The organism is Cedecea sp. FDAARGOS_727, from assembly GCF_012273235.1.
Classification (GTDB): domain Bacteria; phylum Pseudomonadota; class Gammaproteobacteria; order Enterobacterales; family Enterobacteriaceae; genus Cedecea; species Cedecea davisae.
The window spans coordinates 1167949-1181517 of record NZ_CP050966.1; the positions used below are offsets into that span (position 1 = coordinate 1167949).

The 13569-nt window shown below is 55.6% G+C and carries 12 protein-coding genes and 1 other annotated feature; of the genes, 2 read left to right on the forward strand and 10 right to left on the reverse strand.

Translation table 11 applies throughout. The annotated features are described in order from the left end of the window. Position 1: 1 nt before the first annotated feature. From thrA to yjjY, 4 genes are all read right to left on the reverse strand, one after another. On the reverse strand, positions 2-2464 hold the full coding sequence (gene thrA / locus FOC35_RS05585; RefSeq protein ID WP_172568389.1) for a bifunctional aspartate kinase/homoserine dehydrogenase I: 2463 nt from the start codon (positions 2462-2464) through the stop codon (positions 2-4). 25 nt (positions 2465-2489) lie between these two features. Continuing rightward, positions 2490-2607 (reverse strand) — a sequence feature (Thr leader region). Further along, complete coding sequence (thrL, locus tag FOC35_RS05590) at positions 2546-2614, reverse strand: thr operon leader peptide (RefSeq protein WP_071530522.1); 69 nt, start codon at positions 2612-2614, stop codon at positions 2546-2548. (Overlaps the previous feature by 62 nt.) 197 nt (positions 2615-2811) lie before the next feature. After that, positions 2812-3498, reverse strand: coding sequence for a tRNA/rRNA methyltransferase (locus FOC35_RS05595; protein ID WP_172568390.1), 687 nt, complete (start codon positions 3496-3498; stop codon positions 2812-2814). Between the two features lie 401 nt (positions 3499-3899). After that, positions 3900-4040, reverse strand: a complete 141-nt coding sequence (gene yjjY / locus FOC35_RS05600; RefSeq protein ID WP_115586303.1) for a protein YjjY — start codon at positions 4038-4040, stop codon at positions 3900-3902. Positions 4041-4136: 96 nt separating this feature from the next. On the opposite strand from yjjY, the gene arcA reads away from it, so the two are divergent. Beyond that, the gene (gene arcA / locus FOC35_RS05605) at positions 4137-4853 is read left to right on the forward strand and encodes a two-component system response regulator ArcA (RefSeq protein WP_008461663.1); all 717 of its coding nucleotides are present in this window, start codon (positions 4137-4139) and stop codon (positions 4851-4853) included. Positions 4854-4911: 58 nt separating this feature from the next. Here the strand turns inward: arcA and FOC35_RS05610 are convergent, their stop codons facing one another. From FOC35_RS05610 to FOC35_RS05630, 5 genes are read right to left on the reverse strand one after another with little or no spacing between them, the layout of a single operon-like run. After that, the gene (locus FOC35_RS05610) at positions 4912-6933 is read right to left on the reverse strand and encodes a CocE/NonD family hydrolase (RefSeq protein WP_172568391.1); all 2022 of its coding nucleotides are present in this window, start codon (positions 6931-6933) and stop codon (positions 4912-4914) included. Next, on the reverse strand, positions 6930-8552 hold the full coding sequence (locus FOC35_RS05615) for an ABC transporter ATP-binding protein (protein ID WP_172568392.1): 1623 nt from the start codon (positions 8550-8552) through the stop codon (positions 6930-6932). Before FOC35_RS05615 ends, FOC35_RS05610 begins: the two co-directional genes overlap by 4 nt. Continuing rightward, positions 8549-9379, reverse strand: a complete 831-nt coding sequence (locus tag FOC35_RS05620) for an ABC transporter permease (protein WP_016534806.1) — start codon at positions 9377-9379, stop codon at positions 8549-8551. Before FOC35_RS05620 ends, FOC35_RS05615 begins: the two co-directional genes overlap by 4 nt. Positions 9380-9382: 3 nt before the next feature. Beyond that, positions 9383-10330, reverse strand: a complete 948-nt coding sequence (locus FOC35_RS05625) for an ABC transporter permease (protein ID WP_172568393.1) — start codon at positions 10328-10330, stop codon at positions 9383-9385. Next, positions 10330-11919, reverse strand: coding sequence for an ABC transporter substrate-binding protein (locus FOC35_RS05630; RefSeq protein ID WP_172568394.1), 1590 nt, complete (start codon positions 11917-11919; stop codon positions 10330-10332). Before FOC35_RS05630 ends, FOC35_RS05625 begins: the two co-directional genes overlap by 1 nt. A 191-nt stretch (positions 11920-12110) precedes the next feature. Here FOC35_RS05630 and FOC35_RS05635 point away from each other — a divergent pair, with 191 nt between their 5' ends. Beyond that, entirely contained in the window at positions 12111-12398 is a 288-nt protein-coding gene (locus FOC35_RS05635) for a hypothetical protein (protein WP_039899095.1), read from the forward strand. Positions 12399-12523: 125 nt separating this feature from the next. On the opposite strand, the gene FOC35_RS05640 is transcribed toward FOC35_RS05635, so the two are convergent. Beyond that, entirely contained in the window at positions 12524-13444 is a 921-nt protein-coding gene (locus tag FOC35_RS05640; RefSeq protein WP_016534802.1) for a LysR substrate-binding domain-containing protein, read from the reverse strand. Between the last annotated feature and the right edge of the window lie 125 nt (positions 13445-13569).

A 13569-nucleotide genomic window follows, 5' to 3' on the forward strand; every position in this document is an offset into this window, starting at 1 on the left:
CTTAAACTCCTAACTTCCATGACAGGGTGCGCAACAGATCCGCGAACACGCCCGCGGCAGTAACATCGTTACCGGCACCGTAACCGCGCAATACCAGAGGCAGCGGCTGATAATAGTGGCTGTAGAAGGCCAGTGCGTTCTCGCCGTTTTTCACTTTATACAGCGGATCGTTGCCGTCTACGGCATCGATCTTCACTTTACAGCTGCCGTCTTCTTCAATAATACCGACGTAACGTAGCACTTTCCCATCGTCACGCGCCTTCCTCACACGAGCCGCAAACTCATCATCCAACTGAGGAAGGCGTGCCATAAAAGACTCCACGTCTCCGCTGGCGTCAAAGCTCTCCGGCAGCACCGACTCAATAGCAATATCGGAAAGTTCGAGTTCGCTGCCGGTTTCGCGCGCCAGGATAAGCAGCTTACGCGCAACGTCCATGCCGGAAAGATCGTCGCGCGGATCCGGTTCGGTATAACCCATTTCGCGGGCGGTGCTGGTCGCCAGCGAGAAGCTCATGCCCTCATCAAGCTTGCCAAAAATAAACGAAAGCGAGCCAGAGAGAATACCGGAGAAGCGCTGCAAATCATCCCCGGCGTTGAGCAGGTTTTGCAGGTTTTCAATCACCGGCAGTCCGGCACCTACGTTGGTGTCGTACAGGAACTTACGGCGAGAATGCTCAGCCGCATTACGCATCTGGTGGTAATAATTCATGCTGGAGGTGTTGGCCTTTTTATTCGGCGTCACCACGTGGAAGCCTTCGCTCAGGAAGTCGGCGTACTGGTCTGCCACCGCCTGGCTGGAAGTACAGTCGACAATCACCGGGTTCAGCAGGTGATACTCTTTCACCAGACGAATCAGGCGGCCAAGATTAAACGGCTCTTTAGCCTGCTCAAGCGCCTGCTGCCAGTTTTCCAGGTCCAGACCGTGTACGTTGGTCAACAAGGCTTTTGAGTTCGCTATGCCGCACACACGCAGGTCGATATGCTTCGCTTTCAGCCATGCCTGCTGGCGCTTAACTTGTTCCAGCAGCGCGGCACCCACTCCACCTACGCCCACCAGGAACAGCTCGATAACCTGGTCGGTGTTAAACAACATCTGGTGAGTAACACGCACGCCGGTCGTCGCATCGTCGTTATCGACGACAACCGAGATAGAGCGCTCGGAAGAACCCTGAGCAATCGCCACGATGTTGATATTGGCGCGGGCCAACGCGGCAAAGAACTTCGCCGAAATACCACGCAGCGTTTTCATACCGTCGCCCACGACCGAGATAACGGCCAGACGTTCGGTGACCGCCAGCGGCTCCAGAAGCTCTTCTTTCAGCTCAAGATAGAATTCATCTTCCATTGCCTTACGGGCGCGCCCGCAGTCCGCCTGCGGCACACAGAAGCTAATGCTGTATTCAGAAGAAGACTGGGTAATCAGCACCACGGAGATGCCGGCACGGGACATCGCGGCAAACACGCGCGCGGCCATGCCGACCATGCCCTTCATGCCGGGGCCGGAGACGCTGAACATCGCCATGTTATTCAGATTAGTAATGCCTTTAACCGGCAGGCCTTCATCGTCGCTTCTGTCGCCAATAAGCGTGCCTGGCGCCTGCGGATTGCCGGTATTTTTAATCAGACAAGGGATCTGGAACTGGGCTATCGGGGTAATAGTGCGGGGATGAAGAACTTTGGCGCCGAAGTAGGAAAGCTCCATCGCTTCCTGGTAAGACATCGACTTCAGCAGCCGGGCATCCGGAACCTGGCGCGGGTCGCAGGTATACACCCCGTCAACGTCGGTCCAGATCTCACAACAGTCGGCCCGCAGGCAGGCGGCCAGCACGGCAGCGGAATAGTCGGAGCCATTGCGCCCCAGCACTACCAGTTCACCTTTGTCGTTACCGGCGGTAAAACCGGCCATCAGGATCATGTGGTCTTCAGGAATACGGCTGGCGGCAATACGGCGGGTGGACTCGGCAATATCAACGCTGGAATCAAGGTAATGACCCACAGCGAGCAGCTTCTCAACCGGATCGATGACCGTCACCGGGTAACCGCGAGCCTGCAATACCGCCGACATGATGGCGATGGAAAGCTTCTCACCGCGGCAGATGATTGCCGCATTGATGCTGTCCGGGCACTGCCCTAACAGGCTAATACCGTGCAGGACATGCTTAAGCTGGGCAAATTCCCGATCAACCACCGCCTTCAGCTCGGCAAGCGGGAAGCCGGGCTGCGCTTCGGCCAGGCCATTAAGCAGCTCTGAGAAGATACGTTCGGCATCGCTGATATTCGGCACAGCATCCTGGCCACCGATGGTTTTCTCAATCATCGCCACAAGGTGGTTGGTAATTTTTGCCGGAGCAGACAGCACGGTCGCTACCTGCCCCTGTTTGGCATTACTTTCCAGGATATCGGCAACGCGGAGGAAACGCTCCGCATTTGCCACTGATGTACCGCCGAATTTCAACACTCGCATTGTTGTGACCCCTTGATTTTTTCCCGAAAAAAAAGCCCGCACTGTTTAGGTGCGGGCTTTTTTCATTTTTACCTGTATGCGTCAGCCCGCACCGTTACCTGTGGTAATGGTGGTTGTGATAATTGTGGTAATCAGGCTGAAGCGGAACATGGATGTTGTGTGCTCTAAATTTGAATTAGCTCTATTGGTTAAAGTAATAGCTCTGCTAAGTCAATTTTTTTTACATCCGTCACATTAATCGGCCACGCTCACTCACGCTGGAAAATACACCAGAAAGGGTAGAAAAGGCAAACTCACGCGGCCATTTATTGATTTATTATCCTGAGATTTATTTATTTTGCAGTCATTTATTCTGTCTTGTTTTTTTCGATATCATGCAGCAAACGATGCAACATTGCGGTGTCGCGCTGCTCAAGCAGTCCCAGGCGCTGTTGAACCCAGTCGGCTAATTTTTGGTCATCGGCCACATCAAGGCGAGTCAAAAGCGCGCTAATACGCAAGCGCAGAGCGTTCAATTGTTGACCGTCCATCCCGGTAGTTTCCACCGCGGGCAGCTGCATTAATGCTGAAAGCTGATAGCAGTAGACCATTACGGCCTGGCCCAGATTAAGCGAAGGATAGTCGGCCACCATCGGCACGCCGGTTAATACATCGGCCAACTCCAGTTCTTCATTGGTCAGGCCTGAGTCTTCGCGCCCAAACACCAGTGCGGTGGTTTGCACCCACTGGCGCTTCTCCTCCAGCAGCGGCAGCAGCTGTTGCGGAGTCGCGTAATAATGAAACTTCGCGCGGCTTCTGGCGGTTGTGGCAACGGTAAAATCAACATCGCTCAGCGCTTCGGCCAGCGTGGCAAAATGCTGCACGCCGTCAAGAATATCGCCCGCCCCGTGTGCGACCCAACGCGCCGCAGGCTGCAGGTGGGCATCGCTTGCAACGATGCGCAACTCGGTAAACCCCATAGTTTTCATGGCCCGGGCGGCGGCCCCGACGTTCTCAGGTCTGGCCGGTGAAACCAGGATAATTGGCAAACGCATAGGAACTCTCTTCTAAAATCCGCAAAAACGTGAGAAGTGATGCACAAAATTTGATAATACGCATCGCAAATTTACTTTGTTGCAACATATATTATCAATACAGGCTCGCTAGATTCATAACTTAAACTTATGCTTTTATTCGGTTATATGGCTAAAAATCGTCTCTGCAACGCACTATATCCACTTGTTTGGCATGGTTTATTTCATTCCGTGAAGGATAAAGTGCGGTGAATGATTAGCGCTACTTTTTTTAACCCATTACGATCTTGATTATTAAAAAGTTGTGACAAAAGCTAGCATTGAGCTACGATGATTTAATGAAACTGTTAACGTGCTACAATTGAAATTGATATATGTCAACGAAGCGCAGTTTTATCAGGTGTCTAAGGCGCTCCAGCCTGTTATGTTGCTGTTAAAATGGTTAGGATAACAACCGTTTTTGACACCGTCGGGTCCAAAGGGAGCGTACCCACGACCAAGCTAATGATGTTGTTGACGTTGATGGAAAGTGCATCAAGAACGCAATTACGTACTTTAGTCATGTTAAGCCCGGCATGTTAATTTATGGCATGTAACAGGCAGGTCAGGGACTTTTGTACTTCCTGTTTCGATTTAGTTGGCAATTTTAGGTAGCAAACATGCAGACCCCGCACATTCTTATCGTCGAAGACGAATTAGTAACACGCAACACGTTAAAAAGCATTTTTGAAGCGGAAGGCTATGATGTCTTTGAAGCGACCGATGGCGCCGAGATGCATCAAATCCTCGCGGATAATGACATTAACCTCGTGATTATGGACATCAACCTGCCGGGTAAAAACGGCCTGCTGCTGGCGCGTGAACTCCGCGAGCAAGCCAACGTGGCGCTGATGTTCCTGACGGGCCGTGATAACGAAGTGGACAAGATCCTCGGTCTTGAAATTGGCGCGGATGATTACATCACCAAGCCGTTCAACCCGCGTGAGCTGACCATTCGTGCACGCAACCTGCTGTCACGCACTATGAATTTAGGGGCCATCAGCGAAGAGCGTCGCTCCGTTGAAAGCTATAAATTCAACGGCTGGGAGCTGGACATCAACAGCCGCTCTCTGGTTAGCCCTAACGGCGAGCAGTACAAGCTGCCGCGCAGTGAATTCCGCGCGATGCTGCACTTCTGCGAAAACCCGGGCAAAATTCAGTCTCGTGCTGAACTGCTGAAGAAAATGACCGGTCGCGAGCTGAAGCCGCATGACCGTACCGTAGACGTGACTATCCGCCGTATTCGTAAGCACTTCGAATCCACGCCGGATACGCCGGAAATCATCGCCACTATCCACGGCGAAGGTTACCGTTTCTGCGGCGATCTGCAGGAATAAGCAGTAAAAATCACGGAAAAGGGCCGGCATTCGCCGGCCCTTTTTTATGCCCGAAATCCTAGCGCGCGATACGCTGCGCCCAGTCTCGGGTAAATACTTTCTCGCCGTTATGCCGCACCGTCATCTCTCCGCTGACGATAAAATGCGTCAGGTCACTGCGCATCTCCAGCACGATATCCGTCTCCGTCCACCAGCCTTCCCGGCCAATCTTCATGCTTTGCGTCAACAAATAATGGGCTGACAGCGGGTCCTGATTATTAACGGTCAACTGGCGGCGCAGGCTATGATCGACGGTGGTATCAATATCGTCAAAGCGGTAAACCCCTTCCCCGAACACGCCGCCCACGCCCTCGGTAATACTTTGCCAGCTATCGTTGACCACGTCATAACGCAGTCCCCGCTCGACCCTCCCCGGCGATAGAATCGTTAAAGGCGTATTGGCGGCAGTTTCAGGCTGCGGGTTCGGCCCGGCGCAGGGCACGACCTGCCGACATACCGGCAGCAGCAGCCTGCTGCTTGCCAAATCAACATCGAGCGTAGCAACCTCCGCCATCGGCCAGATCATAGGCCAGAAGGTTGTCGCCAGCGAAACGCGCAGCCGATGCCCGGCCGCAAAGCGCCACGCAATGCCGTCCAACTGCACCGGTACGCTAACTTTTTCCCCCGGCGTCAACGGCACATTCTGATGCTGCCCCTGGAGGTGGCTGAGATTCACCCAGCCGTGGCTTACGCGTGTCGATGCCCCGTCCGGCGCTACGTCAGAAAGCCGCACGTAGAGCATGGCCGCGGGTTTATCGCTGGAAAGCGTAATGCTGAACTGCGGGAAGCCGTAAATCGTCAGGCTCTCGCCCAGCGGCTCGCTGTCGAAGCATTCGGCCATGCCTTCGTCCATCCGCTGATCGCTCGGGCTTTCCCCTAACACACCAGCGCCCATCCACTCCCCCGCCAGCAGGCCGTGGTTTTGCACGCTACAGACAGACCGCAGGTATTCCCCGGCTAATGGCTCCGTCTCCAGCCCGCCGGGATGCAAATGCCAGCTCTGAGGCTGCGTGACTTCATCGGTATCGCCGTCGATAGCGATCCACTCGCCAAAGGCTTTTGGACGCTGAGAGTCTGGACGCTGGCTATCGTTCAGCCACGCCTGCACGCGCGGCCCTTCGAGAGCGTCATTGTCCACCTGCTTCAGCCAGCGATCCCACCAGCTCACCGCCTCCTGCAGGAAGCCTATCGCCGGTTCCGGCGTGCCGTCCTGCGGGTAGATGTGCGCCCATGAGCCGAGAATTGCCTTACGCGGTACGTCGAGATTATCCATCAGGCGGAAGACGGCGTTGCTATAAGAGTCCGCCCAGCCGCCCACCGCCATAACCGGGCAGGTAATAGCCTGCCAGTCTTCACCCACGGAGCCGTGCTCCCAGTAGGCGTCTTTCAGCGGATGCTCCATCCACAGCGCCGGGAAAAAGGGCATATTCTCCAGGCGATTCAGCCACTCTTTGTACCAGCCATCCCCCACCAGCTGCGGATCCTGCGGGCGACTCTGATAGGCCAGCATAATCCCGCCCCACCACAGATTGTCGTTCAGCAGGCAGCCGCCTTTATAGTGAATATCGTCGTTGTAACGGTCGTCCGTCGAGCAGACGGTAATAATCGCTTTCAGCGCCGGTGGACGCCGGGCCGCCAGCTGCAGGCAGTTAAAGCCCCCCCAGGATTTGCCCATCATGCCGACCGAACCGTTGCACCAGCCCTGACGGCTGATCCAGTCAATGACCTCCAGCGCATCTTCATGTTCCTGTAGCAGATATTCGTCGGCGAGCAGCCCGTCGGAATCTCCGCTCCCGCGCATGTCCACGCGCAGAACGGCATAACCGTGACCGGCAAAATAGCCGTGCATCGGTTCGTCTCGGGTGCGCGTACCGTCCCGCTTACGGTAGGGAATGTATTCAAGAATTGCGGGAACAGGGTGCTGCGCAGCCGACAAGGGCAGCCACATTCGGGCCGCCAGGCGAGTGCCGTCTTTCAGGACGATCCACAGGTGTTCGGTCACGCTGACGCTGTGGGGAAATTGCGTGATGAGTGTTTTCATGAGGCTCCTGCCATCGCATTTAACTGGCGCTGACCCAGCACCTCATCCAGCCAGGACGGGCGCATTTCCGGAACGGAAGTCAGCAGTTTTTCGGTATAGCTGTGCATCGGCGCGCTGAATACCTGTTCGGTCGGCCCCTGCGCAACAACGTTGCCCTGGTACATCACCGCCACCTGCTGGGCGATGCGTTTTACGGTGCTGAGATCGTGGGTGATAAACAGATACGACAGCCCAAGTTGTTCCTGCAAATGGCGCAATAGCTTGAGCACCTCTTCCGCCACTAAAGGATCGAGCGCCGAAGTGGCTTCATCGCAAATAATCAAATCAGGCTGTGCGGCCAGCGCTCGCGCAATGCAGACGCGCTGCTTTTGCCCGCCGGAAAGCGAGCCGGGGTAACGATCGATCAGGTAATCAGGCAGCTCGGTCAACTTCAGCAGCTCTGCAACGCGGGCGCGAACCTGCTGCTTATCCAGGCCAAAATAGAAAGCGACCGGCCGACCAATTGCCTCAAGCACCGTCTGGCGTGGGTTAAGCGCGACATCGGGCAGTTGATAGATCATCTGGATCCGCCGCAGCGTCTCTTTATCACGCTGCTGATAGCGGTTGGCCAGCGCCTTGTCGGCAAAAGTCACCGCTCCTTGCGTATCGGTCAGCAGGCCGCATAAAGCGCGAGCCAGCGTGCTCTTTCCGCTGCCGGACTCGCCGATAATGGCCAGCGTCTCCCCTTTAGAAATAGTCAAAGAAACGCCGCGCACTACGGTTTTTCCGTTATAGCCGGTGGACAGGTTATCAATGCTTAGCAATTTACCCTGGGGCCGATTCTCAGCGTGTACCGGCGTTAGCGCATGCGCCCGCTCGGACACCAGCCGCTGGGTATAGCTTTCTTTGGGATGTTGAAGAATATCGGCAGTGCTGCCGCTTTCCACTTCGCTCCCCTGCCTCAGCACCATAATGCGGTCGGCAATCTGCGCCACAACGGCGAGGTCGTGGGTGATATACAGCGCGGCGGTATTAAACTCTCTGACCAGCTTGCGCAGCATCACCAGCACTTCTATTTGAGTGGTCACGTCCAGCGCCGTTGTTGGCTCATCCAGCACCAGCACGTCCGGCCTGCAGGACATTGCCATCGCCGCCATTGCACGCTGAAGCTGGCCGCCGGAAAGCTGGTGCGGGTAGCGCTGGCCGATAGTTTCAGGCTCGGGCAAGTCCAGCGCCCGAAACAAGGTTACCGCCCACGCCTGCGCCTCCTCACTGCTCATCAGCCCGTGGCGAATCGGCCCCTCGCAAACCTGCTTGCCGATAGTCAGCGCCGGGTTAAACGCCGCCGCCGCGCTCTGGGCAACATAGGCTACGCGCCTGCCGCGAATTTCACGCTTCTCCTTGCTTGAGAGGCGCACAATATCCTGCCCGGCAATCAGCACTTCGCCGCCTGCAATACGGCAGCCCGGACGAGCATAGCCAAGAGCCGCAAGCCCGATGGTCGATTTGCCCGCGCCGGACTCGCCAATCAGCCCCAGCACTTCGCCCGGCATCAGGGTAAGAGAAATGCCTTTAACCAGCGGCAGCCCCTGTTCAGTGTCGATGCGTAAATCGCGCATCTGTAAAATCGGTTGTGTCATCTCTCTTCCCCCAGCGAAAGGTTATTACGCGCCAGCAGCCAGTCGACCACCAGATTGACGCCAATCGTCAGAAGGGCGATGGCCGCAGCCGGGTAAAGCGGTGCCAGCTGCCCGAAGTTAATCGCCTGGGCGTTGTCGCGCACCATGCTGCCCCAGTCCGCCCACGGCGGCTGAATGCCCAGCCCAAGGAAGCTCAGTCCGGCAATAAACAGGAAGGTGAAGCAAAAACGCATGCCAAACTCCGCCAGCAACGGCGGCATAGCGTTAGGTAAAAACTCTTTACGCACGATCCACCAAAGACCTTCCCCGCGCAGACGAGCGGCCTCAACATACTCAAGGCAAACAATCCCCTGAGCGACGAGGCGCGCAAGCCGGAACACACGCGTGGCGTCCAGCAAAGCAATAGTGCCGACCAAAACAGGGATTGAGGTTCCAAGTACCGACAGCACAATCAAGGCCAGGATCAGAACCGGAATCGACATCAGCGTATCGACAATGCGCGTCAGGACCACATCCACCCAGCGGCCATAAATAGCGGCGGTAAACCCGGTGATAATCCCGAGTACAAAGGAGATGGCGGTAATCGACAGCGCAATAGCGATAGTGGTGCGAGCGCCATACAAAATACGCGAAAGCATATCGCGCCCGAGGCTGTCGGTGCCGAACGGCAGCGCACCGGATGGCAGCATCCAGATATCGCCAACCTGTGCGGTTTCGCTGTGTGGAGCAAGCCAGGGCGCAAAAAGCGCGGCTATCAGATTGACGGCAATAATTGCCATCCCCAGCATCGCCGACAGCGGCACCGTGCGAATTTTTATCTTGTTCATGACTTACCTCGCATGCCGCAGTCGTGGGTTACACCAAATAGCCAGCAAATCTGCGGTGGTATTCAGCAGGATGTAGGTTCCACCAAACAGCAGCCCGCACGCCTGCACCACCGGCAAATCACGTTTAGTCACCGCGTCCACCATCAGTTGACCAATGCCCGGATAGACAAACACCACTTCCACCAGAATCACGCCCACCACCAGGTAGGCGAGGTTAAAGGCGATAACGTTGATGATCGGCGCCAGCGCGTTGGGCAGCGCGTGACCCAGCACGATGCGCCAGCGGGATAACCCTTTCAGCAGCGCCGTTTCGATATAGCTGCTGGACATCACTGCTCCTACCGAGGCCCGGGTCATGCGCAGCATATGCGCCAGCACGACCAGCACCAGCGTCAGCATCGGCAAAGTGCAGGCATAGAGACGATCCCCCAGGCTGGCATCGGGGTCGACCAGCGCGAGGCTCGGAAACCAGGCGAGGCGAATAGCAAAGAAGATAACCAGCACGTAGCCGACGAAAAACTCCGGCACCGATATACTCAGCAGCGTCAGCGTGTTTGCCAGGCGGTCAAACCAGGAGCCACGCCATACCGCAGAAGCAATGCCCAGCATTACGGCCAGCGGAATAGCAATCAGCGCGGCATAGGCGGCAAGGAACAGCGTATTTGCCAGCCGGGGCAGCAGCTCGGCGCCAATCGGTTGATTATTGGTAAGCGAATTGCCCAAATCCCCGTGCAGCACGCCGGAAAACCAGTGCAGGTAGCGGTAGACGGCTGGCTGATCGAGCCCGAGCTGCAGGCGCAGCGCGGCAATGGTTTCAGGCGTGCCGTTTTGACCAAGGATCGCGCTGGCCACGTCTCCCGGCAGCAGCTCGGTGCCAACAAAAATCAGTACCGAGACCAGCCACAGCGTAAGAATGCCCAGCAGCAGGCGATGAAGGATCTGTTTTTTCATTACGACTCCAGCCAGACGCGTTCAGCCAGACGGCCACCCATAAAGTTGAACAGCGGGTGCGGCTTCACCCCGCCGACTTTCTTGCTGGCGGCGTCCAGATAGTCGCCAAATAGCGGGATCATTGCGCCACCGTCGTCGTGGGCAATAGTCTGCAATTCGCCATAGATTTCCGCTCGTTTCTGGTCATCGAGCAGCGAACGAGCCTGGAGCAGCAGGCTGTCGAATTTCTCATTCTTCCAGTGGGAGTCATTCCATTTCGCCGTGGACTGCCAGGCGGTGGAGAACATCTGGTCCGCCGTCGGGCGGCCTCCCCAATAGCCCATGCTGAACGGCGCTTTCATCCAGACATCATCCCAGTAGCTGTCGGCGGGCTGCCGTTTGATGTTCACCTGGATCCCGGCGGCAGAGGCCTCGCTCTGGAACAGGGCCGCGGCATCCAGCGCTCCGGCAAAGGCGGCGTCCGAGGAAGAAAGCTCCAGCGGCAAGGTGCTAAGCCCGGCTTTTTGCAGATAGAACTTCGCTTTATCCGGATCGTAGGCGCGCTGCGCGAGGCTCTTATTAAAGAAGCGATCGGTTTTCGGGATCGGATGATCGTTGCCCAGCGCGCCATAGCCACGCAGCACGGTGGCCAGCAGCTTTTCGCGATCGATGCCGTACTTAATCGCCATGCGCACATCGTTGTTGTTAAACGGCGCAACGCGGCAATCCATCAGGAAAGTGAAGTGTTGGCCGCCCGAAGAACGCACGATATTCAGCGCCGGGCTGCGTTTGAGGAAATCGACGGTTTTGAAGTCAACGCGGTTGATAGCGTGTACCTGGCCGGAAATCAGGGCGTTGGTTCGTGCCGTGGCATCGTTGATGACCAGCACTTCCACCGCATCCACGAACGCACGATTCGGTTTCCAGTAATCAGGATTACGCTTGAAGAAGGAGCGTACGCCCGGCTGATATTGGTCGAAGACAAAGCCACCTGTCCCAATCGGATGCTTCCAGTCGGTAAAGCCGTCCGGCACCACGACGAGGTGGTAGTCCGCCAGCAGGAACGGCAGGTCCGCGTTGCCGCCGTCCAGCACGATACTGATTTCGTTATCGCCGCTCTTTTTCAGCTCTTTGATGCTGGCGAGCTGGGTCTTAATGGCGCTGCGCGACTGGTCGCCGCGGTGCAGGTTGATAGAATAGAGAATGTCTTCCACGCTCAGGGTCTTGCCGTTATGGAAGGTGACGCCGGAGCGAACCTTAAACGTCCACTCCTGCGCTCCCGGCTTCGCCTCCCAGCTTTCGAGCAGCTCGGGTATAGCCTGGTTATTTTCATCAATCTCCACCAGGCCATTCATCAGCATATAGGCCTGGTTAAGCGGTACCCAGTCGCTAAACAACGTAGGGTCGAGCGAGTCGCTGGTATTGCCGCCCGACATCCCAAGCTTTAGCACGCCCCCTTTTTTTGGCGCAGCCTCTGCGGCGAAACCGGCCAGCGGCGAGAGCGACAACGCGGTGCCCGCCCCGATAAGGGCGGCAGTGTTGATAAATGAACGGCGGCTGATGTTTACGCCCTGCATGTATTTATTCAAATCTGAACGCTCGTCTTTCATTTATTTTTCTCCGTTATTATTTGTCTGTCTGACCACGGGTCTGATGCCATAGCACATCTATTTATGATTTATATCAAAAGCGCTTAATTCTGATGCATGAGTTTTTCGTATCAGACTATGAAAAAAATGCACAGCAGAGCTTCAGCAAAAAAGATAATTTGCCGATCACGGAGTCATCTCAGGAAAAAAAAGTGGAACTGCATACCTTTGTAGGATTAGTGGGCGTGTTTTGCTACCTGCTGGCATACGCGCTGGTTCAGATGCGCAGGGTATCAATAGATTCAAACAGTTATGCCTGTCTTAATATCGCAGGCTGCGTGGGCGGGCTGTATTCCTTAAGCCATGATTTTAATTTGGCATCGGTAATATCGCAATCAATGTGGCTGGTTTTCACCCTTGTAGGTATGCATACTTCTTATCGCCGACGTGGAGCCTTAAGAAATAAATTACCGCCTTTAGATTTAGACACCCACAAATAAACCAGTGGCTTAATACTTATTTATTCCTGTCAGTTCACGGAATATATATAAGAAAATGTTATGGCAAAGATTTCAGATAAATAATTTAGTGATACATTCCATAGTAAAATAATATTCCGTGGCGACTACACGCCAGGAATACCCGATTCAACTGGCTGCGGCCGCTGCAGCCAGCTCATCACATGGCGAACAACCGGCTTGATATAACGATCTTCAGGAACCAGCAAGAAGCACTTACTGCCCGCCGCCAGTTTTCCCGGGTGCGCCGCCACCAGATCGCCGCGATTAAGATAATCCTGCACCAGCCCTTCCCAGCCGAGTAATATCCCGTCTCCGCGCGCCGCCGTCTCGACTAAAAACGGATAATTATTTGCCCGCCAGGTCTGGCGAGGCACAAAGCTGAGAACATTCTGCGAGGCAAACCAGTCGCTCCAGCCCGTCCATTCTCGCTGCGGATCGTCCTGAATCAGCAATGTGTGCTGTAGCAGCGCTTCTGCGGGTGCAGCGGTATCGATACGCGACAAGAACGCCGGGGAACACATCGGGTAGCAGACTTCATCAAACAGTGGCTCAGCATGAAACCCCGGCGGTGCCTCACGCAGATAAAAGATAGCCAGATCGAATTCAGATGAGCGAAGTTCGGTGAAGTTGTCGGTAATTTTCATCCGCACCTGTAAATCCGGAAGTTCGCGGTGCAGCGCAGATAAACGCGATGACAACCAGAGCGAACTCATGGCGCTGGTGCAGGCAATGGTCACCTGCGGCAGCCCGGTCCAGCCCATAACTTCGGCGGTAGCGTGAGACAATGCGGCCAGCTGCTGGCGCACCCTGGTTGCGTAGGATTCACCGCGCGGCGTAAGTAAAACTCGCCTCTGGGTGCGGGTAAACAGCTTGCACCCCAGCATCTCTTCCAGCTGTAAAATCTGGCGGCTGATGGCACTTTGCGTGAGGTTTAGCTCTTCCGCGGCGCGAGAGATATTGCCGTAGCGGGCAACACATTCGAAAGCGATAAGGGTATTGAGGGGCGGTAGAGGTTCAATCTGCATCAATCGATGCCTTAATCGGCGGCGGAGTCGTGAGCACACACTAATAAGGAAGGCCGGAGCTGACAAGCCTGATGAGTCAGAAATACATCAGGCTTCTCATGCTGATGACGCGCAAGCGCATCCGT

Coding starts and splice junctions, on each gene's coding strand:
- thrA (WP_172568389.1), bottom strand. CDS start 2,464: ATGCGAGTGTTGAAATTCGGCGGTACATCAGTGGCAAATGCGGAGCGT.
- FOC35_RS05595 (WP_172568390.1), bottom strand. CDS start 3,498: ATGCGTTTGCCAATTATCCTGGTTTCACCGGCCAGACCTGAGAACGTC.
- yjjY (WP_115586303.1), bottom strand. CDS start 4,040: ATGACTAAAGTACGTAATTGCGTTCTTGATGCACTTTCCATCAACGTC.
- arcA (WP_008461663.1), top strand. CDS start 4,137: ATGCAGACCCCGCACATTCTTATCGTCGAAGACGAATTAGTAACACGC.
- FOC35_RS05610 (WP_172568391.1), bottom strand. CDS start 6,933: ATGAAAACACTCATCACGCAATTTCCCCACAGCGTCAGCGTGACCGAA.
- FOC35_RS05615 (WP_172568392.1), bottom strand. CDS start 8,552: ATGACACAACCGATTTTACAGATGCGCGATTTACGCATCGACACTGAA.
- FOC35_RS05620 (WP_016534806.1), bottom strand. CDS start 9,379: ATGAACAAGATAAAAATTCGCACGGTGCCGCTGTCGGCGATGCTGGGG.
- FOC35_RS05625 (WP_172568393.1), bottom strand. CDS start 10,330: ATGAAAAAACAGATCCTTCATCGCCTGCTGCTGGGCATTCTTACGCTG.
- FOC35_RS05630 (WP_172568394.1), bottom strand. CDS start 11,919: ATGAAAGACGAGCGTTCAGATTTGAATAAATACATGCAGGGCGTAAAC.
- FOC35_RS05640 (WP_016534802.1), bottom strand. CDS start 13,444: ATGCAGATTGAACCTCTACCGCCCCTCAATACCCTTATCGCTTTCGAA.